Genomic DNA, 20,858 nt, shown 5'->3' on the forward strand with positions numbered 1-20,858 from the left:
GTGGCTTACCACTGCAATTAAGGATATGAAATGCCAGTAATTACTCTTCCTGATGGCAGCCAGCGCAGTTTTGATCGTCCGGTAAGCGTGATGGATATCGCGCTGGACATCGGCCCTGGTCTGGCGAAAGCCTGTATTGCCGGTCGTGTGAATGGCGAGTTGGTGGACGCAGTCGATCTGATTCATGACGATGCGCAGGTGGCGATTATCACCGCCAAAGATGACGCAGGTCTGGAAATTATCCGTCACTCCTGTGCGCACCTGCTGGGCCATGCTATCAAGCAGCTGTGGCCGAACACCAAAATGGCGATCGGGCCGGTGATTGATAACGGCTTCTATTATGATGTCGATCTGGAACACACCCTGACGCAGGAAGATCTGGATCAGCTGGAAAAGCGTATGCACCAGCTGGCTGAAACCAATTACGATGTCATCAAGAAAAAAGTGAGCTGGCAGGAGGCGCGTGACGTCTTTGTCGCACGCGGTGAGAACTATAAAACCACCATTCTTGATGAAAACATCAGCCATGATGACCATCCTGGCCTGTACCATCATGAAGAATACATCGACATGTGCCGTGGTCCGCACGTGCCGAATATGCGCTTCTGTCATCACTTTAAGCTGCAGAAAATTTCTGGTGCTTACTGGCGTGGTGACAGCAACAACAAAATGCTGCAACGCATTTACGGCACTGCCTGGGCAGATAAAAAGCAGCTGGCTGCGTATCTGCAACGTCTGGAAGAAGCGGCGAAGCGCGATCACCGTAAAATCGGTAAGCAGCTCGATCTCTACCATATGCAGGAAGAAGCACCGGGCATGGTGTTCTGGCACAACGACGGCTGGACCATCTTCCGTGAGCTGGAAGTGTTTGTACGCAGTAAGCTGAAAGAGTACCAGTACCAGGAAGTAAAAGGTCCGTTCATGATGGACCGCGTGCTGTGGGAAAAAACCGGGCACTGGGAAAACTATAAAGAAGCGATGTTCACCACCTCTTCTGAGAACCGTGAATATTGCATCAAGCCGATGAACTGCCCAGGCCATGTGCAGATCTTCAATCAGGGTTTGAAATCCTATCGCGATCTGCCGCTGCGTATGGCGGAGTTCGGTAGCTGCCATCGCAATGAGCCGTCAGGCGCGCTGCATGGTCTGATGCGCGTACGTGGTTTTACCCAGGATGATGCTCACATCTTCTGTACCGAAGATCAGGTACGTGATGAGGTGAACAGCTGTATCCGTATGGTGTATGACATGTACAGCACCTTCGGCTTTGAAAAAATTGTGGTGAAACTCTCCACCCGTCCGGAAAAACGTATCGGTACTGACGAAATGTGGGACCGTGCGGAAGTGGATTTGGCGGAAGCACTGAATGAAAACCAGATTCCGTTTGAATATCAACCGGGTGAAGGTGCATTCTATGGCCCGAAAATTGAGTTCACCCTGCATGATTGCCTTGATCGCGCCTGGCAGTGTGGTACCGTTCAGCTAGACTTTTCGTTGCCGAAGCGTCTGGATGCCACTTATGTCGGTGAAAACAACGATCGCCAGACGCCGGTAATGATTCACCGTGCGATTCTTGGCTCGATGGAACGTTTCATCGGCATTCTGACCGAAGAATTTGCTGGCTTCTTCCCAAGCTGGCTGGCTCCGGTCCAGGCTGTGGTGATGAATATCACCGACAGTCAGGCAGAATATGTCACCGAATTGACAAAGAAATTGCAAAATGCGGGCATTCGTGTCAAAGCAGACTTGAGAAACGAGAAGATAGGCTTTAAAATCCGCGAGCACACATTACGTCGCGTCCCTTATATGCTGGTTTGCGGTGAGAAAGAGGTGGAAGCAGGCAAAGTTGCCGTGCGCACCCGCCGTGGTAAAGACCTCGGGAGCATGGACGTAGATGTGTTTGTTGAGAAGCTGCAACAAGAGATTCGCAGCCGACATCTTCACCAATTGGAGGAATAAGGTATTAAAGGCGGAAAACGAGTACAACCGACGCGTCCTAATCGTATCAACGGCGAAATTCGCGCTACTGAAGTGCGCCTGACTGGCGTTGATGGCGAGCAACTTGGCATTGTGTCTCTGCGCGAAGCTATCGAGAAAGCAGAAGAAGCTGGCGTAGATTTAGTTGAAATCAGCCCTAACGCCGAACCGCCGGTTTGCCGTATTATGGATTACGGCAAGTTCCTCTATGAAAAGAGCAAATCTTCTAAGGAACAGAAGAAGAAGCAGAAAGTTATCCAGGTTAAGGAAATCAAATTCCGACCTGGTACCGACGAAGGCGACTATCAGGTAAAACTCCGCAGCCTGATTCGTTTTCTGGAAGAGGGCGATAAAGCCAAAATCACGCTGCGTTTCCGTGGTCGTGAGATGGCGCACCAACAGATCGGTATTGAAGTGCTTAACCGCGTGAAAGAAGATCTGGTTGAACTGGCAGTGGTCGAATCCTTCCCATCGAAGATCGAAGGCCGCCAGATGATCATGGTGCTCGCACCTAAGAAGAAACAGTAGGCTTTCAAGTAATAAAATCCGCGCAGCGTTCGCGTTGTGCGGTTTTTTATTCGCCTGTCTGGTTCATTTTATTAACAATGCGAAGTGGATATTTGTAAAAATGCCAAAGATTAAAACTGTACGTGGCGCGGCTAAGCGCTTCAAGAAGACCGCTTCTGGCGGCTTCAAGCGTAAGCACGCGAACCTGCGTCATATTCTGACCAAAAAATCAACTAAGCGTAAACGTCACCTGCGTCCGAAAGGCCTGGTGTCTAAAGGCGATCTGGGTCTGGTTATTGCCTGCCTGCCGTACGCATAAGTTAACTTTTTTACTCCCGGTAGATTTCGGGTTGCAGTAAGGCAGTCAACGCCGCTGCGGCGCGAAAGATGCAGGGAAAACTCAGAATATTGAAACAGGAGAGCTCACATGGCTCGCGTAAAACGTGGTGTAATTGCTCGCGCACGTCACAAAAAAATCTTAAAACAAGCTAAAGGCTACTACGGTGCACGTTCACGTGTATACCGCGTTGCCTTCCAGGCTGTTATCAAAGCTGGTCAGTATGCTTACCGTGACCGTCGTCAACGTAAGCGTCAGTTCCGTCAGCTGTGGATCGCACGTATCAACGCTGCGGCGCGTCAGAACGGCATCTCTTACAGCCGTTTCATCAATGGCCTGAAAAAAGCGTCCATTGAAATCGACCGTAAAATCCTGGCTGACATCGCTGTATTCGACAAAGTGACATTTACTGCACTGGTTGAAAAAGCAAAATCAGCTCTGGCGTAAGTCAGGTAAAAAAGGGAGCTTGCTCCCTTTTTTATTATCCGCAAGCCACGCAAAAGATTGACATTTTACGCGCCGCGCTTTTCAATAGTGCCGTTGAAATCATGACAAGGTAACGCAAGCATGCACGCTGCTATTTTCCGTTTCTTTTTTTACTTTAGCGCCTGACATTCGGGGGCTTTTGCGCATAAGAAAAGAAACGAAAAATCGCGCTGAAAGCCTCCCTCGTGGAGGCTTTTTTGTTTCTGGCGACACTACATTGGATCCCCGGATCCCAACGAGAACAGACCAGCCTGACTGGAAGAAGAGGAAATCATGTCCCAACTCGCAGACCTGGTGGCCCGTGCCACGGCCGCCATCGACGAGGCGTCGGATATCGCCGCTCTGGACGCCGTGCGCGTCGAATTCCTGGGTAAAAAAGGACATCTGACACTGCAGATGACCACCCTGCGTGAACTGCCAGCAGAAGAGCGTCCTGCTGCCGGTGCGGTAATCAATGAAGCCAAACAGCAGGTACAGGATCGCCTCAATGCGCGCAAAGATACGCTGGAAAGCGCGGCGCTGAATGCGCGTCTGGCAGAAGAGACGATCGATGTCTCACTGCCGGGCCGTCGTTCTGAGAACGGTGGGCTGCATCCGGTAACCCGTACCATCGATCGTATCGAAACCTTTTTCGGTGAATTGGGTTTCGCGGTCGCCACCGGGCCGGAAATTGAAGATGACTACCATAACTTTGACGCGCTGAATATTCCGGGCCACCACCCGGCGCGTGCCGATCACGACACCTTCTGGTTCGATGCGACCCGCCTGCTGCGTACGCAGACCTCTGGCGTGCAGATTCGTACCATGAAAAATCAGCAGCCGCCGATTCGCATCATCGCGCCGGGCCGTGTGTATCGTAACGATTACGATCAGACGCACACCCCGATGTTCCATCAGATGGAAGGGTTGATCGTAGATAAAGACATCAGCTTTACCAACCTGAAAGGCACGCTGCACGATTTCCTGAACAACTTCTTTGAAGAGAACCTGCAGATTCGCTTCCGTCCGTCTTACTTCCCGTTCACCGAACCTTCCGCTGAAGTGGATGTGATGGGTAAAAACGGCAAATGGCTGGAAGTGCTGGGTTGCGGCATGGTGCACCCGAATGTGCTGCGCAACGTGGGTATTGACCCGGAAGTCTATTCTGGCTTTGCCTTCGGTATGGGTATGGAGCGTCTGACCATGCTGCGCTATGGCGTGACCGATCTGCGCGCCTTCTTCGAAAATGATTTACGTTTCCTCAAACAATTTAAATAAGGGCAGGTTATCCAATGAAATTCAGTGAACTCTGGTTACGCGAATGGGTAAATCCAGCCCTGGACAGCGCTGCGCTGGCTGAACAGATCACCATGGCCGGTCTGGAAGTGGACGGCGTGGATGCGGTTGCCGGTGCCTTTCATGGCGTGGTAGTGGGTGAAGTGGTGGAGTGTGGCCAGCATCCGAACGCCGATAAACTGCGCGTTACCAAAATCAATGTTGGCGGCGATCGCCTGCTGGATATCGTCTGTGGTGCACCGAACTGCCGTCAGGGCCTGAAAGTTGCGGTAGCCACCGTAGGCGCGGTATTACCGGGTGACTTCAAAATCAAAGCCGCCAAACTGCGTGGCGAGCCGTCAGAAGGGATGTTGTGTTCCTTCTCTGAGCTGGGTATTTCCGACGACCACAGCGGTATTATCGAACTGCCCGTTGATGCGCCGATTGGCACCGATATCCGTGCTTATCTGCAACTCGACGACAACACCATCGAAATCAGCGTGACGCCAAACCGTGCTGACTGCCTTGGCATTATTGGGATCGCCCGTGATGTGGCGGTGCTGAATGGTCTGCCGCTGAATGCGCCGGTTATTGAGCCGGTGAAAGCCACCATTGCCGATACCTTCCCGATTCGCGTTGATGCGACGGCTGCCTGCCCGCGTTACCTTGGCCGTGTCGTCAAAGGCGTCAACGTGAAGGCCGCTACGCCACTGTGGATGCGTGAAAAACTGCGCCGTTGCGGTATCCGCTCTATCGATCCGATCGTGGATATCACCAACTATGTTCTGCTGGAGCTGGGCCAGCCGATGCATGCCTTCGACCTTGACCGTATCGACGGCGGCATCGTGGTACGCATGGCGAAAGAGGGCGAAAGCCTGACGCTGCTGGACGGTAGTGAAGCAAAACTCAGCAGCGATACGCTGGTGATTGCTGATCACCACAAAGCGCTGGCGATGGGCGGCATCTTTGGTGGTGAACATTCTGGCGTGAACGAAGAGACGCAAAACATTCTGTTCGAATGTGCCTACTTCGATCCGCTGGCCATTACTGGCCGTGCACGCCGTCAGGGTCTGCATACCGATGCTTCGCACCGTTATGAGCGTGGTGTGGACCCGGCACTGCAATATAAAGCCATTGAACGTGCTACCCAGCTGTTGCTGGAGATCTGCGGTGGAGAAGCCGGTCCGGTTATCGATCAGACTGATGCGGCTGCACTGCCGCCACGCGCCACCATCACGTTACGTCGTGAGAAGCTGGATCGCCTGATTGGTCATGTGATTGCTGATGAGCAGGTGACCGATATTCTGACCCGTCTGGGCTGTGAAGTGACCGTTGCCGCCGGTGAATGGCAGGCAATTGCACCGAGCTGGCGTTTCGATATGGCGATCGAAGAAGATTTGGTTGAAGAAGTCGCGCGTATCTACGGCTACAACAATATTCCTGATGTGCCGGTGAAAGCGGGCCTGGTGATGACCCAGCACCGTGAAGCGGACCTGTCGCTGAAACGTGCGAAAACCCTGCTGGTGGATAAAGGCTATCAGGAAGCCATCACTTATAGTTTCGTCGATCCAAAAGTGCAGCAATTACTGCATCCTGGCGAAGAAGCACTGATTCTGCCCAGCCCGATTTCCAGCGATATGTCGGCGATGCGCCTGTCCCTGTGGACCGGTTTGTTGAGCGCAGTGGTGTACAACCAGAACCGTCAACAGAGCCGTGTACGCCTGTTTGAAAGCGGTTTGCGCTTTGTTCCTGATACTCAGGCCGATCTCGGTATCCGTCAGGATCTTATGCTGGCGGGCGTGTTGAGCGGAAATCGCTATGAAGAGCATTGGGATCTGGCGCGTCAGACGGTTGACTTCTATGATTTAAAAGGCGATTTAGAGTCGCTGCTGGATTTAACTGGCAAACTGGATGAGATTTCTTTCCGCGCAGAAGCGAATCCTGCCCTGCATCCGGGACAAAGCGCCGCAATTTATTTACGCGACGAACGAATCGGATTTATCGGGGTGGTTCATCCGGAACTGGAACGTAAGCTGGATCTCAACGGCCGCACCTTAGTGTTTGAACTGCTTTGGAATAAGGTCGCAGACCGCGTCCTGCCTGACGCGCGCGAGATTTCACGCTTCCCGGCGAACCGTCGCGATATCGCTGTGGTAGTGGCTGAAAACGTGCCCGCAGCAGATATCATCGCGGAGTGTAAGAAAGTTGGCGTAAATCAGGTAGTTGGCGTAAACTTGTTTGACGTGTACCGTGGTAAGGGCGTAAACGAAGGTGAAAAGAGCCTTGCGATTAGCCTGATTTTGCAGGATACCAGCCGGACACTCGAAGAAGAGGAGATTGCCGCGACCGTTGCCAAATGTGTTGCGGCATTAAAAGAGCGATTCCAGGCAACCTTGAGGGATTGAACCTATGGCGCTTACAAAAGCTGAAATGTCAGAGTACCTGTTTGAAAAGCTCGGGCTGAGCAAACGCGACGCCAAAGAGTTGGTCGAGCTATTTTTTGAAGAGGTTCGCCGCGCGTTGGAAAACGGAGAACAGGTTAAACTGTCCGGATTTGGTAATTTTGATCTGCGTGACAAAAACCAGCGTCCGGGCAGAAACCCGAAAACCGGGGAAGATATTCCAATTACGGCCCGCCGTGTGGTGACCTTCCGTCCCGGTCAGAAGTTGAAAAGCCGCGTCGAGAACGCGTCACCCAAGGATGCTGACTGATTTCAGTAAAACAAAAAGGCCGCTTAGCGGCCTTTTTTATTTTGGTCAGAAAATCAACGTTCTCCATGCTTTTTCCATAGTGTAAGGATTTCGTAAGTGCGCGGAAAATAGCATGAAAATCGGCACTTACTGATAGTGACCTCTTACGCGCTTTTGTTATAACAGCGGCAACACAAAACAAGAGGTTAAGCTGATGAAAAAGACAGCACTTTTATTAAGCATCCTGTTAGGAATGCCGCTGCTCGCCAATGCGAATGTTTCCGTAAACATCAACACCCCGGGCGTATCGATTCATATCGGTGACCAGGATAAACGTGGTTACTTCTGGGATGGTTATGACTGGCGTTCACCGTCATGGTGGCAGCAACACCACAACCGCCGCGTCGGAACCAAAGGCCCACACGGTTACTGGAACGGTAACGGCTGGCAGGCACAGCATCCGGGCAATAAAGCACCGCAGCAACGCCCGCCGCAGCACGATAACAAGCCGCAGCACGATAACAAACCTCAGCAGCAGCCGAATCATGACCAACGTGATAACCACAATGGTCAGCCGATTCCGCCACGTAATTAATGCCTGATCCTGCGGCGTCGCCCTGACGCCGCAATCGTGACCTTTCTTTTTGCTGTAATCTCACTACAATCAAATCTCTGTTTTCTCAGCCAATCTTATTTATGACTCTGCTGGATCAGCTGGGCCGCCAGGCGGACCGCCGCAGCCAACGCTGGCTTATCACGCTCTGCGCGTTGGTTATTATCCTGATGGTGGTAAGCCTGTGCGCTGGCGATAGCTGGATTGCCCCCACGCACTGGTTTTCCGCCGACGCGGACCTGTTTGTCTGGCAATTACGCTTGCCCCGTACGCTGGCGGTGCTGCTGGTGGGGGCAGCACTGGCGGTATGTGGGGTCGTGATGCAGGCGTTGTTCAATAATCCGCTGGCCGAACCCGGTCTGCTAGGCGTCTCCAATGGTGCCGGTATTGGCCTGGTACTTGGCGTAATGCTCGGTAATGGCTCATTGTGGAGTCTGGCGCTGGCGGCGATGGCCGGGGCGCTACTGATTACCTTAATCCTGCTGCACTTCGCCCATCGCCATCTTTCCGTCAGCCGTTTGCTGCTGACCGGTGTGGCACTGGGCATTATTTGCAGTGCTGTCATGACCTGGGCAGTTTATTTCAGCACCAGCCTCGACCTGCGGCAGTTGATGTACTGGATGATGGGCGGTTTTAGCGGCATCGACTGGCGCTATGGCTGGATGATGCTGGCGTTAATCCCCGCCATCCTCGCGTTGATTGCGACCGCGCGCGTGCTCAATCTGCTGGCGTTGGGAGAGACTTCTGCACGCCAGCTGGGATTACCGCTGTTACTGTGGCGCAATCTGCTGGTGCTGACCATGGGCTGGCTGGTTGGAGTCAGCGTAGCGATGGCCGGTGCCATTGGTTTTGTCGGGCTGGTGATCCCACATTTGCTGCGATTGAGTGGCTTCAGCGACCATCGTTATCTGCTGCCGGCCGCCGCGCTCGCCGGTGCGGCGGTGTTGCTGGGTGCCGACATTATTGCCCGACTGGTGCTGACGTCAGCTGAATTGCCGATTGGCGTGGTCACGGCCACACTCGGTGCTCCGCTCTTTATTGTGTTATTAGTAAAATCCTCGCGCTAGCTGTGGCTGGCTCCCTTTGTATTCACAACAGGAATTGACAATGAGCATTTATCAAACAGAACTGGTGACACTTGACGGTGAAAAAACCACGCTGGCGCAGTGGCAGGGTAAGGTCCTGCTGGTGGTGAATGTGGCATCGAAATGTGGCCTGACACCGCAGTACGAGCAACTGGAAGCGCTGCAAAAAGCCTGGCAGGCAGAAGGCTTCAGTGTACTCGGTTTCCCGTGCAACCAGTTTCTGGAGCAGGAACCGGGTAGCAGCGAAGAGATCAAAACTTTTTGCAGCGTCACCTATGGTGTGACTTTCCCGATGTTCGAAAAAACCGACGTCAATGGTCCGGCACGTCATCCGTTATATAGCCAACTGGTGGCTGCACAACCGGAAGCGTTGCGTCCGGAAGGCAGCGGATTTTATGAGCGTATGGAAAGCAAAGGCCGCGCGCCGAAAACCCCTGGCGATATCCTGTGGAATTTCGAAAAATTCCTGATTAACAAACAGGGTGACGTCGTGGCGCGTTTTGCACCGGATATGACGCCAGATGATGCGACCATTATTACCCGTATCAAGCAGGCGCTGGCGTAATCGATGCTGATGCAGTGCCAGGGTGTCAGCGTCAAAGGACGTCTGGCACCCGTTGACCTTCATCTGCAAACGGGTGAGCTGGTCCATCTGGTTGGGCCGAATGGGGCAGGGAAGAGTACCCTGCTTAACGTGCTGGCGGGATTATTACCCGCCGCTGGTGAAATACGCTTCTCCGGCCAGCCATTAGATCAGCTAAATGGCGCAGCGCTGGCCCAGCAGCGTGCCTGGTTACCGCAGCAGCAACCACCACCCGGCCAGATGCCGGTGTGGCACTATCTGCGTATGCATTTATTGCAGGTGACGCCGGAGACGGACCCGGTGTTGATGCTAATCCTTGAACTGATGGGTTTACAGGACAAGCTGATGCGCAACCTGACGCAACTTTCCGGTGGCGAGTGGCAACGGGTGCGGCTGGCGGCGGTGGTGCTGCAAATTCATCCGGCGATTAATCCGCGTGGCAGGTTGCTGATTCTGGATGAACCCATGAGTGCACTGGATGTGGCGCAACAGCGTGCGGTCGATACCTTACTGGCGCAGCTGTGCCAGGCGGGAATAACCGTTGTTGCCAGTGGCCACGACCTTAACCATAGCCTGCGTCATGCCGGGCGGGTGTGGCTGATGCATCAGGGAGCGATGGTGGCACAGGGTACGCCTGACAGTGTGCTGACCGCTGAACAACTCGGCCCACTCTACCAAATCGATTTCCAGCGCATCGAAACGCCGCAAGGGGCGCTATTACTAGTGTCCTGAAGGGCAATGCCTTGCACGGGATGGGCTTTTGCCGCTAAAGTATTGCTCGGGCAACGGATTTAAGGATTTTTCTGATGCGGCTGATGATTCTGATCCTGGCGCTATTGCTGGCGGGGTGTAGCCATCATGCGCCGCCGCCCAATGGTCGCTTGTCCGACTCCATCACCGTCATCGCTCAACTTAACGACCAGCTTAGCAATTGGCACGGCACTCCTTATCGCTACGGTGGACTCAGCCGGGGCGGTGTCGATTGCTCTGGTTTTGTATATCTCACCTTCCGCGATAAATTCGATCTGCAATTACCGCGCTCTACCGATGAGCAAAGTGATATCGGCACCCGAATTGATAAAAATGATCTGTTACCTGGTGATTTAGTCTTCTTCAAAACCGGGAGCGGTGAGAATGGCTTACATGTTGGCATTTATGATACCGATAACACCTTCATTCATGCTTCAACCAGTCAGGGTGTCATTCGGTCATCGCTGGATAATGTTTACTGGCGGAAAGTCTTCTGGCAGGCTCGCCGTATTTAGATTCTATTTACCTTATACGCTCGTTTAGCCAAAACTCTGCTGCTGATTTCTGTACTTAAATTAAATTTCTTAGCCCTAAAAATGCTCTTTTTTAAAATGGCACTTTACCCCAGGGGCATTTAATACTATCTATAATGCCTTAATGTAATTAATCGGTATGGATAATGTTCGTTGGTTATTTGGCTTAAGGATTATTTCAGCATGAAAAAGACGCAATCAGGCATAAAAGCAGCTGTCTTCTAACGTTTGCTCCTATTGCCTGAGCGTTTTCATTGATATACGATGCGCCAATCGCCACTGCTTCTGGCTGTTAAAAATGAAAGTTCATTTATCTGCCGACTATCAGTCGGAAACCTGGTTTTATCCAGCCTATTCATTAGCGGGCCAGTTAACTGCGGTTGAACTGGTTACGCAATTTGTCCACGACAGCGCACCAATCACGCTGCCGCAGGATTTGCTATTGCCGCAATTAGACGATGCACAGCAATTGCGCCTGTTGCAGAGCCAACTGACACTGCTGGAAAAGTACCGTGACTTTTTTGAGTTAAATCAAATTATCGCTTTGGTTCGTATTGATGATTCAATGGCGGAAACGCTGCTGGATAGTGAATTTCTGTTAAGAAAATTCAAACAACTGCCGTTTATTGTTTTGGATATCAGCGAAACGTTCCCCCAATTATCGCAGGGGAAATCGCATCCGCTTTTGAGTGCGCTAAAAAGTGAATTTCGTTTATCGCTTTCACAATTCGGCGCTGGAGCCACTCCGGCAAATGCGGTTTATGATAATCTCTTCAGCGTGTTAAAACTGGATAAAAACTTTATTCAGGGACTGGCGAAACGTGCATCTTTTATACCCTTTATTCAGACGGTTATAGACAATTTCGGCAGCAATGCATCGCAGATTATTATTTGCGGTATTGATGATGCTGCCATGCTGGAGAAAGTGACGGAACTGAGTGGTGCCCACCTGCAGGGCGGCCTGTTTCCGGTGGTCAAAGCCGAACGCTTAAACGATCTGATATATCCCGACGTAACCCTTAATTCTCCGTCACAGCAGTAAACCTTTCGTCTGTCGCCCCGGTAGTGCCCGCGTTACAATAACCATTGATTCTCAAACCAATCGTGGTGTCTGAAAACTGAGCACCTCGCGGAGTGACTATGCAGTTTACCAATAGCTGGCAGCGGGAGTTGCCGGGATTCTACAGTTCACTGGCACCCACCCCGTTACAGGGCGGACGTCTGTTGTATCACAACGCCCCTCTGGCGGCAGAGATGGCGCTAGACCCCGCCTTGTTCAGTGGTGACGGACATGGCGTATGGGCTGGGCAGGCGTTATTACCGGGGCAGGAGCCACTGGCACAGGTCTACAGCGGCCATCAGTTCGGTGTCTGGGCCGGACAGCTCGGCGACGGGCGCGGCATCCTGCTGGGTGAGCAATTGCTGGCAGACGGACGTAAACTCGACTGGCATCTGAAAGGTGCCGGGTTGACGCCTTACTCGCGCATGGGTGACGGGCGAGCGGTAATCCGTTCCACGGTGCGCGAATTTCTCGCTTCAGAAGCACTCCACCATTTGGGTATCCCCACCACGCGCGCCCTTAGCCTGGCGATTGGTGATGAACCGGTGTTGCGGGAAACCCAGGAACGTGGCGCGATGCTGATGCGTATCGCCGAAAGTCATTTACGTTTCGGCCACTTTGAACATTTTTACTATGGTGGCGAGCAGGATAAGGTAAGGCAGTTGGCTGACTATGCCATTCGTCATCACTGGCCGGCATTGCAGGATCAGGCTGACCGTTATCTGTTGTGGTTCACCGATATTGTGAAACGCACCGCCAGCCTGATCGCCCAGTGGCAAAGTGTCGGTTTTGCCCACGGGGTGATGAACACCGATAACATGTCGCTGCTCGGGCTGACCATTGATTACGGTCCCTATGGTTTTCTCGACGATTACCAGCCGAACTTTATCTGCAATCACAGTGATTATCAGGGGCGCTATGCCTTCGATAACCAGCCTGCGGTGGGATTGTGGAATCTCAACCGTCTGGCACACGCGTTGTCCGGGTTAATGACCACCGAACAACTGAAGCAGGCGCTGAGCCACTACGAACCGGAACTGATGCGGGTATGGGGCGAGAAAATGCGCGCTAAACTTGGTCTGCTGACGCCGGACGCCAATGACAACGTGATTCTTACCGGATTGCTGGCGCTGATGACCCAGGAACGCAGCGACTACACGCTGACTTTCCGTCTGCTCAGCGACACCCAACAACAGCAAATACGCTCACCGCTGCGGGATGAATTTATCGACCGGGATGCGTTTGATCGCTGGTATGAAGGCTATCGCCAGCGTCTGTTACAGGACGAAGCCAGTGATGAAGAACGGCAGAAGGTGATGAAAGGCGCGAATCCGGCGCTGGTGTTGCGTAATTATCTTGCCCAGCAGGTGATTGATGAGGTTGAACGCGGTGAAACTGCAGCGCTTGAGCGTCTGCATCTGGCTTTGCAGCAACCGTTCAGTGATGAAGCCGTCAGCGCGGAACTGCGCCAACGGCCACCTGAGTGGGGGAAAACGCTGGAGGTGAGCTGCTCCAGCTAATTCAGGCGATTAAAAACGGCTGTCGACGGCGGCAGCCAGTTGCGCCAGCACTTCTGCGCTATCATCCCAGCCGAGGCAAGGATCGGTGATGGATTGGCCGTAAACCAGCGGTTCGCCGCTGACCACCTTCTGGTTGCCTTCCTGCAGGAAACTCTCAATCATCACCCCGGCGACAGCACGAGAACCGGCGCGGATCTGTGCCGCAACATCCAGCGCTACGTCACGCTGACGACGATGTTGCTTCTGACAGTTGGCATGGCTGAAATCAATCACCAGCTGTTCCGGCAGATTGAAATCACGCAGGTTCGCCGCCGCTGCCGCCACATCATCGGCATGGTAATTAGGCTGACGACCACCGCGAAGAATCACATGGCCATGCGGATTGCCGCTGGTTTGATAAATGGTCATCTGGCCATTCTTATCCGGCGACAGGAACATATGGCTGGCGCGGGCGGCACGAATCGCATCCACGGCAATTTGCACATTCCCGTCGGTGCCATTTTTAAAACCAACCGGGCAGGATAACGCTGAAGCCATTTCACGATGAATCTGGCTTTCGGTGGTGCGGGCACCAATTGCGCCCCAGCTGATCAGGTCAGCAATAAACTGGCCGATCACCATATCGAGAAATTCAGTGGCGGTAGGCATCCCCGTGGCGTTGATATCCAGCAACAGCTGGCGCGCAATGGCAATGCCGCGATTGACATCATAGCTGCCATCCAGGTCGGGATCGGAGATCAGACCTTTCCAGCCCACCACGGTGCGCGGCTTTTCAAAATAGGCGCGCATCACAATTTCAAGTCGATCCTGGTACTTTTCGCGCAGCACATTGAGGCGTGCGGCATACTCCAGCGCTGCTTTTGGGTCGTGCAGTGAGCAGGGACCGATAATCACCAGCAGGCGCGGATCTTCTCCGGTGAGGATGCGGGCAATGCGCTGACGCGCTGTCGTGACACTGGCGGCAATCTCCGCCGAAATGGGGTGTTTTTGCGCTAAAGCGGCTGGCATTATCAGGCTGCCAATGCGCGCGGTACGCAGTTCATCAGTTTTGTTCATTGGGATTCTCGAAAATCTGTTCTTCGCAACGGTGAAATACCGGGAAGTGATGGTGGTCACAATAAACCATTAACCTGCGATTTCAACCTGCTAAAGCGAAAGGAAATAAAATAAGACGGCAGCCCCGCTTTACAAGCGCGTCAGCCACCGTCCCGAACGTTAATACATGCGGCGCGTCAGCCCCATAATGTCGAGGATTTTGGTGGCGATCTCTTCTACTGAGTAATTGGTGCTGTTGAGGTAACGAATCTGGTGGGTGCGGAACAACGCTTCCACCTCACCGACTTCAAGCCGACACTGGCGCATTGAGGCATAACGCGTATTTTCGGCGCGCTCCTGGCGGATGGCTGCCAGGCGCTCGGGGTCGATGGTCAGGCCAAATAATTTATGCTGATGAGCACGCAGTGCGGGCGGCAGTTTCAGGTTATCCATATCATCGGCGATAAAAGGATAGTTGGCGGCACGTACGCCAAATTGCATCGCCAGATAGAGGCTGGTAGGTGTTTTACCACAACGTGACACCCCGAGCAGGATCACCTGAGCATCTTCCAGGCCGCGCAGGGAAATCCCATCGTCATGTGCCAGGGTGTAATCGATGGCGGCGATGCGTGCATCGTATTTGCCGAGATTGCTGGCTGTCAGCCCGTGGGTGCGATGGGCAACCGGCATGGAAGGCACCCCCAGCTCACTTTGCAGCGGACCAACCAGCGCCTGCACGATGTCCTGACAAAATCCCTCGCTCTCCAGAATAATTTCCCGCACATCGGGCGTCACGATAGAGAAGAACACCAGCGGGCGTACGCCACTTTGCTGATATAGCGCGTTAATTTGCGCTTTAACTGCCTGTGCGCGCTGCACATTTTCAACAAAGGGCAGGGTTACGCTATTGGTATTGACCGGAAACTGTGACAGCACCGCATGGCCCAGCACTTCAGCAGTGATGGCGGTGCCATCGGAAATATAGAACACGCTGCGTTCAGCACTCATAATGGGAAATATCCTCATGGTAACTTTTGCGTAACATTAGCGTTGTTGAAATTTCATTTTACAGGATAATAAAACGAAATATCCATATGACAAACAACATCGCAAGCTGCGTATTAATCTAAATACCAATATAGATGAAATGGCGTTTTGGAAATCATCCTTTTTCCCGGTTATTTTGCTTCGCGCACAAAATAAAGTCCGATTCTGTTGCGCAACAAAATGCAACAGCTAACCCTCTGAAAATGGGAATTTTATCGCTGAAGCAATCTGTTAGCGTTAATTGAGTGCGTTGCGCAACTCTGCTAATTGCGGGTACTAATCCGATTTTTCATTTCTTTCACTGCTTTAACGATTCAACACTTAGTCTTTATTTAACGGTTGTGCCAGGCTGTATTTGCGAATAGCAAAATGTTCCATGTGCCCCCAATCATTTAAAAGGATAATCTCGATGTCCAATAAAGGCGAACAGCCGCTAGTGCTCTGGTACAACCAGCTTGGCATGCATGATGTTGATCGGGTGGGAGGAAAAAACGCCTCTCTGGGTGAAATGATTACCAATTTGTCGTCGCTGGGTGTGGCTGTACCCAATGGCTATGCGACCACATCTTATGCTTTTAATCAGTTTCTCGATCAAAGCGGGCTGAACCAGCGTATCTATGACCTGCTGGACAAGACCGATATTGACGATGTCGATGAACTGGCGAAAGCGGGTAAGCAGATCCGTCAATGGGTGGTGGATACCCCATTCCAGCCGGAGCTGGAGACGGCGATTCATGATGCTTATCAGCAATTATCCTCTGATGATGCGGACGCTTCCTTTGCGGTGCGTTCTTCTGCTACCGCAGAAGATATGCCAGACGCCTCCTTTGCCGGACAGCAAGAAACTTTCCTCAATGTGCAGGGCATTGATGCGGTGATGGTGGCCGTGAAGCACGTTTATGCTTCTTTATTTAACGATCGCGCCATCTCTTATCGTGTGCATCAGGGCTACGACCATCGCGGGGTAGCGCTGTCGGCGGGTATCCAGCGCATGGTGCGTTCCGATCTCGCCTCCTCAGGCGTCATGTTCACCATCGATACCGAATCCGGCTTTGATCAGGTGGTATTTATCACTGCGGCGCTCGGCCTGGGTGAAATGGTGGTGCAGGGTGCCGTTAACCCCGATGAATTCTACGTGCACAAACCAACGCTGGCGGCGAATCGCCCGGCGATTGTGCGACGTAATATGGGTTCGAAAAAAGTACGCATGGTTTATGCCGACTCCCATGAGCACGGCAAGCAGGTACGTATTGAAGATGTGGCGGAGGCCGAGCGCGATCATTTCTGTCTGACTGATGAGGAAGTGCAGGCGCTGGCGCGTCAGGCGGTCCTTATCGAGCAGCATTACAAACGCCCGATGGATATCGAGTGGGCCAAAGACGGTCACACCGGCAAATTGTTTATCGTCCAGGCGCGCCCGGAGACGGTGCGTTCTAACGGCCAGGTGATGGAACGTTACACTTTGCAGGGCAAAGGCAAAGTGGTGGTGGAAGGACGCGCCATTGGTCACCGCATCGGTGCCGGTGAAGTGAAGGTAATTCAGGACATCAGCCAGATGAACCGTATCGAGAAAGGCGATGTGCTGGTCACCGACATGACCGACCCGGACTGGGAACCGATCATGAAAAAAGCCTCGGCGATTGTCACCAACCGTGGTGGACGTACCTGCCACGCGGCAATCATTGCGCGTGAGCTGGGCATTCCGGCGGTTGTGGGTTGCGGTGACGCCACCGATCGTTTGAAAGACGGCCACAAAGTCACCGTCTCCTGCGCTGAGGGTGATACCGGTTACGTGTATGACGATTTGCTTGATTTTGAAGTGACCAGCTCGCAGGTGGATAGCCTGCCGGACCTGCCGTTGAAAATCATGATGAACGTCGGTAACCCGGATCGCGCATTTGACTTCGCCTGTCTGCCCAATGAAGGGGTGGGGCTGGCGCGTCTGGAATTCATCATCAACCGCATGATTGGCGTGCATCCAAAAGCGCTGCTGGAGTTTGATCAACAGACGCCAGAATTGCAGCAGGAAATTCGTCAAATGATGAAAGGCTTTGACGATCCGGTTGAGTTCTACATTGCACGCCTGACGGAAGGAATCGCCACTCTGGGTGCCGCATTTGCGCCAAAACGCGTCATCGTGCGTTTGTCTGATTTCAAATCCAATGAGTACGCCAACCTGGTCGGTGGTGAACGTTACGAGCCGGAAGAAGAAAACCCGATGCTGGGCTTCCGTGGCGCGGGCCGTTATGTTGCCGACAGCTTCCGCGATTGTTTTGCCCTGGAATGTGCCGCCGTCAAACGCGTGCGCAATGACATGGGTCTGACTAACGTCGAAATCATGATTCCGTTTGTGCGTACCGTGGCTCAGGCGGAGGCGGTGGTTGAGGAACTGGCGAAGCAGGGTCTGAAACGGGGTGAGAATGGTCTGAAGGTGATCATGATGTGTGAGATCCCGTCCAATGCGTTGTTGGCCGATCAGTTCCTGCAATACTTTGATGGTTTCTCCATCGGTTCCAACGATATGACGCAGCTGGCGCTGGGTCTTGATCGTGACTCCGGCGTGGTTTCGGCGTTGTTTGATGAGCGTAACGATGCAGTGAAAGCGCTGCTGTCGATGGCAATTCAGGCAGCGAAGAAACAGGGTAAATACGTTGGTATCTGCGGGCAGGGACCGTCCGACCATCAGGACTTTGCTGCCTGGCTGATGGAAGAGGGGATCGATAGCCTGTCCCTGAATCCGGATACGGTGGTGGAAACCTGGCTGAGTCTGGCGGAGCTGGATGCCGGGAAGTCATAAGGCATGAAAACTGAAACGTTCCGGAGCGAGTCCGGAACGTTTCGTTTGAAATAATAAATATCGGTCACTGTCAAACTTTCATATCTCCTTCTTAATATCTACCCCCTTTTCTTCAGTGAAATATTTTCTTTATTAGTTAACTCCGGAATGATTCAGGGATGCTCTATTTATCTCTTCTTTAATTCTTCCATTATTAATGTGGGAATTTATTTAACCGGAGAAACGGGTTTTGTTAAAATTTAAACGTAAATGGCTCATCACTATTATGGCTTCCACATTTTCTTCTACTGTGTTCGCCGCTCCTCAGCTCTTCACTGTTGTTGATAAAGATACAACTGATCAGGAAGCCACGAGGTTGCAACATTTAAGACAGCAATACCAGAATGTTGATTTTATCAGTGTAGATAAGGCGCTACTGGAAAATGAGGCGTCTGTTTTTCTGTTCAATAATAATGAAAAAATGCCGCCTGTAGAGATTCACGGAACTTCGCTGAGAAAAGATAGCAATGGTATGCACATATGGCAGGGGAATGCAGATGATGAAAAAAGCACCGCATCATTTGCGATGAATAATGGCAAGATTACGGGTTCTATTCGACTGAATGACGGGTCTTATTATGAGGTTTTTCCTGTCGATCAGGATCGGCAAATTTTGGTCAAAATCGATACTTCAACGCTGGAGAGTGACAATAATGACGTGATTGCAGATGAAACGCCCCCAGCGCATGAACGGACAATCAATCAGGTGTTGAGTGAAAATGAAAGCCGCAATACCAGTACCGAACAGGTCAGATTGAGGTTGTTATATGTTTATACCAATCAGTCACGCCATTGGTTTTCCCCTGATTCGGCACTGAAAGCCGCTCAGATGAATAGCGAATTGAATAAGACCTATGCAAATAGCGATACGCTGGTTCAGTTCGATGTTGCAGGGGTGCTGGATACCAAAATGGATGAGGGTACCATGTATAGCATGTTAGCTCAGATGCAAAAAACCGATAACGCACTGGGAAAACAGGTTGCGGCAAAAAGAGCGGAAACACGGGCCGATCTGGTGGTGATTATTTCAGAAGCCTATCAGGCATGCGGCACCGCGCAAAAAGATAAATGGGCAACTGTAGTGCATACCACGTGTGCTGTGGGCGTTCGGGCCCTGGCTCATGAAATCGGACATAATTTCGGACTTAATCATGGGGAAAAAGAACTGACCTGGCCGCGTTATGCGCATGGTTATCGTGTACCAGGTTATTTCTCGACGATTATGTCAAAACGATGTGGCGGCTGTGAGGCAGTTAATAACTTTTCTGATCCTTTGAAAAGCTATAAGGGTGTGCCTATTGGCACCGCAACAGGTAATGACGCCGTGCGTTTTATCAAAGAACGTCGATTTATTATGGCGGCAATGCATCCGGACTGGGAAAAGCAGCACCAACTTAATGGTGGTGCACTGCCAGCGAATCAGTTTTTTGAAATCAACCTGGCAGACCGACAAACTAATAAGCAACAGATTCTTGATTATGCTATTACCAAACCGGGTGAATGGGACTGGCCATATGAGTTATCCGTCGCAGTCAATAATTTCTTCCCCAAAGACGCTATTGCCGCGGGATTGTTGACTGATGAAGGTAAAATCGTTCCCAAAAACGGGTCCAGCTATGAAAATTATATCTGGTTGCATCAGGACAAATTGCAAAACTACAAAGTTGATATCAAACGAAGCACTTATGCTGTTGTTAGGGGAAGCAAATGGGCTGATGTGATGGCCATCAGCGGCGGTGACGGCGTGGCCCCAAACACCACGGTGGTGCTGACCATTAAGAATAAAACTTCAGGTCAGGCACTGGAGAAATATTATTTCAATAATGATGGAGAACACCTGGCCGCGACAACATGGCCAAACCAGCTGGCACGGACAATCAATAGCCATAATTCATCTAACGTGATTGCCGGAGAACTGAAGGACGGAATTTTAAACACCGTTACCGGCAGCGGTTACCGTAACCGGCTGTGGTTCCCGCTGGATAAAAAGAATGATCTGACGGCGGAGTTTTCTACCCTGAACATTGCAGAGAATCCCTGGGTTGAACAGAAGGATATCTTCGGTGACAGATTCCAGACCGATTTAGCCTCGGGCACCACCATTACCGTCGCTGTCAAAAACAGCAGCGGTACGGTGGTGGAACAGCACAAAGTCGCTATTCCTGATGATGAAAATGGAAAGTATCTCAGCCGTTATCGCTGGCCAGCCTATCTGGCGCATGAGGTTAATACATCGATGACACAAATCAGGCTGGGCGGCAAGCAGGCCGATGGCAGCATTAAAGTGGTGGCGGGGTCGCAGTATCTTAACTACATGTGGAAGAAAGATCGTGCTAACCAGACGGTGGTGGTGACGTTCAGTAAATAAAGCCTGACATCCGGCTGGCTTTACAGATAGCCAGCCGTAATTCTGCTATGAAATAATATCCATATCTTCGCAAGCCGTTCCTGACCACCATCAGGAAATTCCTCTGAAATCCTCCCCGGTTCCTGAAGCTGATGTAGGGCAACCGTATTGGTCATTTCCTGATTTTTAATAAAATA

Annotated in this window: 19 protein-coding genes and 1 other annotated feature; of the genes, 17 read left to right on the forward strand and 2 right to left on the reverse strand. The window is 52.0% G+C overall.

Annotated elements, in window-relative coordinates; all coding sequences use genetic code 11:
- Window positions 1–30 precede the first annotated feature (30 nt).
- From thrS to HA50_RS08660, 15 genes are all read left to right on the forward strand, one after another.
- On the forward strand, window positions 31–1,959 hold the full coding sequence (gene thrS / locus HA50_RS08595) for a threonine--tRNA ligase (RefSeq protein WP_084874038.1): 1,929 nt from the start codon (window positions 31–33) through the stop codon (window positions 1,957–1,959).
- Between the two features lie 3 nt (window positions 1,960–1,962).
- Entirely contained in the window at window positions 1,963–2,505 is a 543-nt protein-coding gene (gene infC, locus HA50_RS08600) for a translation initiation factor IF-3 (protein ID WP_084874039.1), read from the forward strand.
- 100 nt (window positions 2,506–2,605) lie between these two features.
- Window positions 2,606–2,803 (forward strand): 50S ribosomal protein L35, encoded by a 198-nt coding sequence (gene rpmI / locus HA50_RS08605; protein ID WP_010275699.1) that lies wholly within the window; start codon window positions 2,606–2,608, stop codon window positions 2,801–2,803.
- A 108-nt stretch (window positions 2,804–2,911) separates the two neighbouring features.
- Window positions 2,912–3,268: a 50S ribosomal protein L20 gene (gene rplT / locus HA50_RS08610; RefSeq protein WP_007892678.1), complete on the forward strand. Its 357-nt coding sequence runs from the start codon at window positions 2,912–2,914 to the stop codon at window positions 3,266–3,268.
- A gap of 115 nt (window positions 3,269–3,383) precedes the next feature.
- Window positions 3,384–3,509, forward strand: a sequence feature (Phe leader region).
- Window positions 3,389–3,433 carry a pheST operon leader peptide PheM gene (pheM, locus tag HA50_RS31020; protein WP_121626058.1) on the forward strand — a complete coding sequence of 15 codons (45 nt, stop codon included), beginning with the start codon at window positions 3,389–3,391 and terminating at the stop codon, window positions 3,431–3,433. Its footprint overlaps the feature before it by 45 nt.
- A 71-nt stretch (window positions 3,510–3,580) precedes the next feature.
- Window positions 3,581–4,564: a phenylalanine--tRNA ligase subunit alpha gene (pheS, locus tag HA50_RS08615; protein ID WP_084874040.1), complete on the forward strand. Its 984-nt coding sequence runs from the start codon at window positions 3,581–3,583 to the stop codon at window positions 4,562–4,564.
- Window positions 4,565–4,578: 14 nt separating this feature from the next.
- Window positions 4,579–6,966 carry a phenylalanine--tRNA ligase subunit beta gene (pheT, locus tag HA50_RS08620; RefSeq protein WP_084874041.1) on the forward strand — a complete coding sequence of 796 codons (2,388 nt, stop codon included), beginning with the start codon at window positions 4,579–4,581 and terminating at the stop codon, window positions 6,964–6,966.
- Between the two features lie 4 nt (window positions 6,967–6,970).
- Complete coding sequence (ihfA, locus tag HA50_RS08625; protein ID WP_021506246.1) at window positions 6,971–7,273, forward strand: integration host factor subunit alpha; 303 nt, start codon at window positions 6,971–6,973, stop codon at window positions 7,271–7,273.
- A 193-nt stretch (window positions 7,274–7,466) separates the two neighbouring features.
- The gene (locus tag HA50_RS08630; protein ID WP_084874042.1) at window positions 7,467–7,847 is read left to right on the forward strand and encodes a DUF2502 domain-containing protein; all 381 of its coding nucleotides are present in this window, start codon (window positions 7,467–7,469) and stop codon (window positions 7,845–7,847) included.
- A 101-nt stretch (window positions 7,848–7,948) separates the two neighbouring features.
- Window positions 7,949–8,932: a vitamin B12 ABC transporter permease BtuC gene (gene btuC / locus HA50_RS08635; RefSeq protein WP_084874043.1), complete on the forward strand. Its 984-nt coding sequence runs from the start codon at window positions 7,949–7,951 to the stop codon at window positions 8,930–8,932.
- A 40-nt stretch (window positions 8,933–8,972) separates the two neighbouring features.
- On the forward strand, window positions 8,973–9,515 hold the full coding sequence (locus HA50_RS08640; protein WP_084874044.1) for a glutathione peroxidase: 543 nt from the start codon (window positions 8,973–8,975) through the stop codon (window positions 9,513–9,515).
- A gap of 3 nt (window positions 9,516–9,518) precedes the next feature.
- Window positions 9,519–10,265: a vitamin B12 ABC transporter ATP-binding protein BtuD gene (gene btuD / locus HA50_RS08645; protein WP_084874045.1), complete on the forward strand. Its 747-nt coding sequence runs from the start codon at window positions 9,519–9,521 to the stop codon at window positions 10,263–10,265.
- 74 nt (window positions 10,266–10,339) lie between these two features.
- The gene (locus tag HA50_RS08650) at window positions 10,340–10,798 is read left to right on the forward strand and encodes an NlpC/P60 family protein (RefSeq protein ID WP_084874046.1); all 459 of its coding nucleotides are present in this window, start codon (window positions 10,340–10,342) and stop codon (window positions 10,796–10,798) included.
- A 316-nt stretch (window positions 10,799–11,114) separates the two neighbouring features.
- A complete protein-coding gene (locus tag HA50_RS08655; RefSeq protein ID WP_084874047.1) occupies window positions 11,115–11,858 on the forward strand; it encodes an EAL domain-containing protein in 744 nt (247 codons plus the stop codon).
- Between the two features lie 98 nt (window positions 11,859–11,956).
- Entirely contained in the window at window positions 11,957–13,396 is a 1,440-nt protein-coding gene (locus HA50_RS08660; protein ID WP_084874048.1) for a protein adenylyltransferase SelO, read from the forward strand.
- Between the two features lie 9 nt (window positions 13,397–13,405).
- Here HA50_RS08660 and HA50_RS08665 read toward each other — a convergent pair whose 3' ends face one another.
- Window positions 13,406–14,452: a 3-deoxy-7-phosphoheptulonate synthase gene (locus tag HA50_RS08665; RefSeq protein WP_084874049.1), complete on the reverse strand. Its 1,047-nt coding sequence runs from the start codon at window positions 14,450–14,452 to the stop codon at window positions 13,406–13,408.
- Between the two features lie 159 nt (window positions 14,453–14,611).
- The gene (gene ppsR / locus HA50_RS08670) at window positions 14,612–15,439 is read right to left on the reverse strand and encodes a posphoenolpyruvate synthetase regulatory kinase/phosphorylase PpsR (protein WP_084874050.1); all 828 of its coding nucleotides are present in this window, start codon (window positions 15,437–15,439) and stop codon (window positions 14,612–14,614) included.
- A 448-nt stretch (window positions 15,440–15,887) separates the two neighbouring features.
- On the opposite strand from ppsR, the gene ppsA reads away from it, so the two are divergent.
- The gene (ppsA, locus tag HA50_RS08675) at window positions 15,888–18,275 is read left to right on the forward strand and encodes a phosphoenolpyruvate synthase (RefSeq protein WP_084874051.1); all 2,388 of its coding nucleotides are present in this window, start codon (window positions 15,888–15,890) and stop codon (window positions 18,273–18,275) included.
- A 229-nt stretch (window positions 18,276–18,504) separates the two neighbouring features.
- The gene (locus tag HA50_RS08680; protein ID WP_084874052.1) at window positions 18,505–20,682 is read left to right on the forward strand and encodes a zinc-dependent metalloprotease family protein; all 2,178 of its coding nucleotides are present in this window, start codon (window positions 18,505–18,507) and stop codon (window positions 20,680–20,682) included.
- Window positions 20,683–20,858: the final 176 nt, after the last annotated feature.

Origin of the sequence: Pantoea cypripedii (genome assembly GCF_002095535.1) — a bacterium.
GTDB classification, from domain to species: domain Bacteria; phylum Pseudomonadota; class Gammaproteobacteria; order Enterobacterales; family Enterobacteriaceae; genus Pantoea; species Pantoea cypripedii.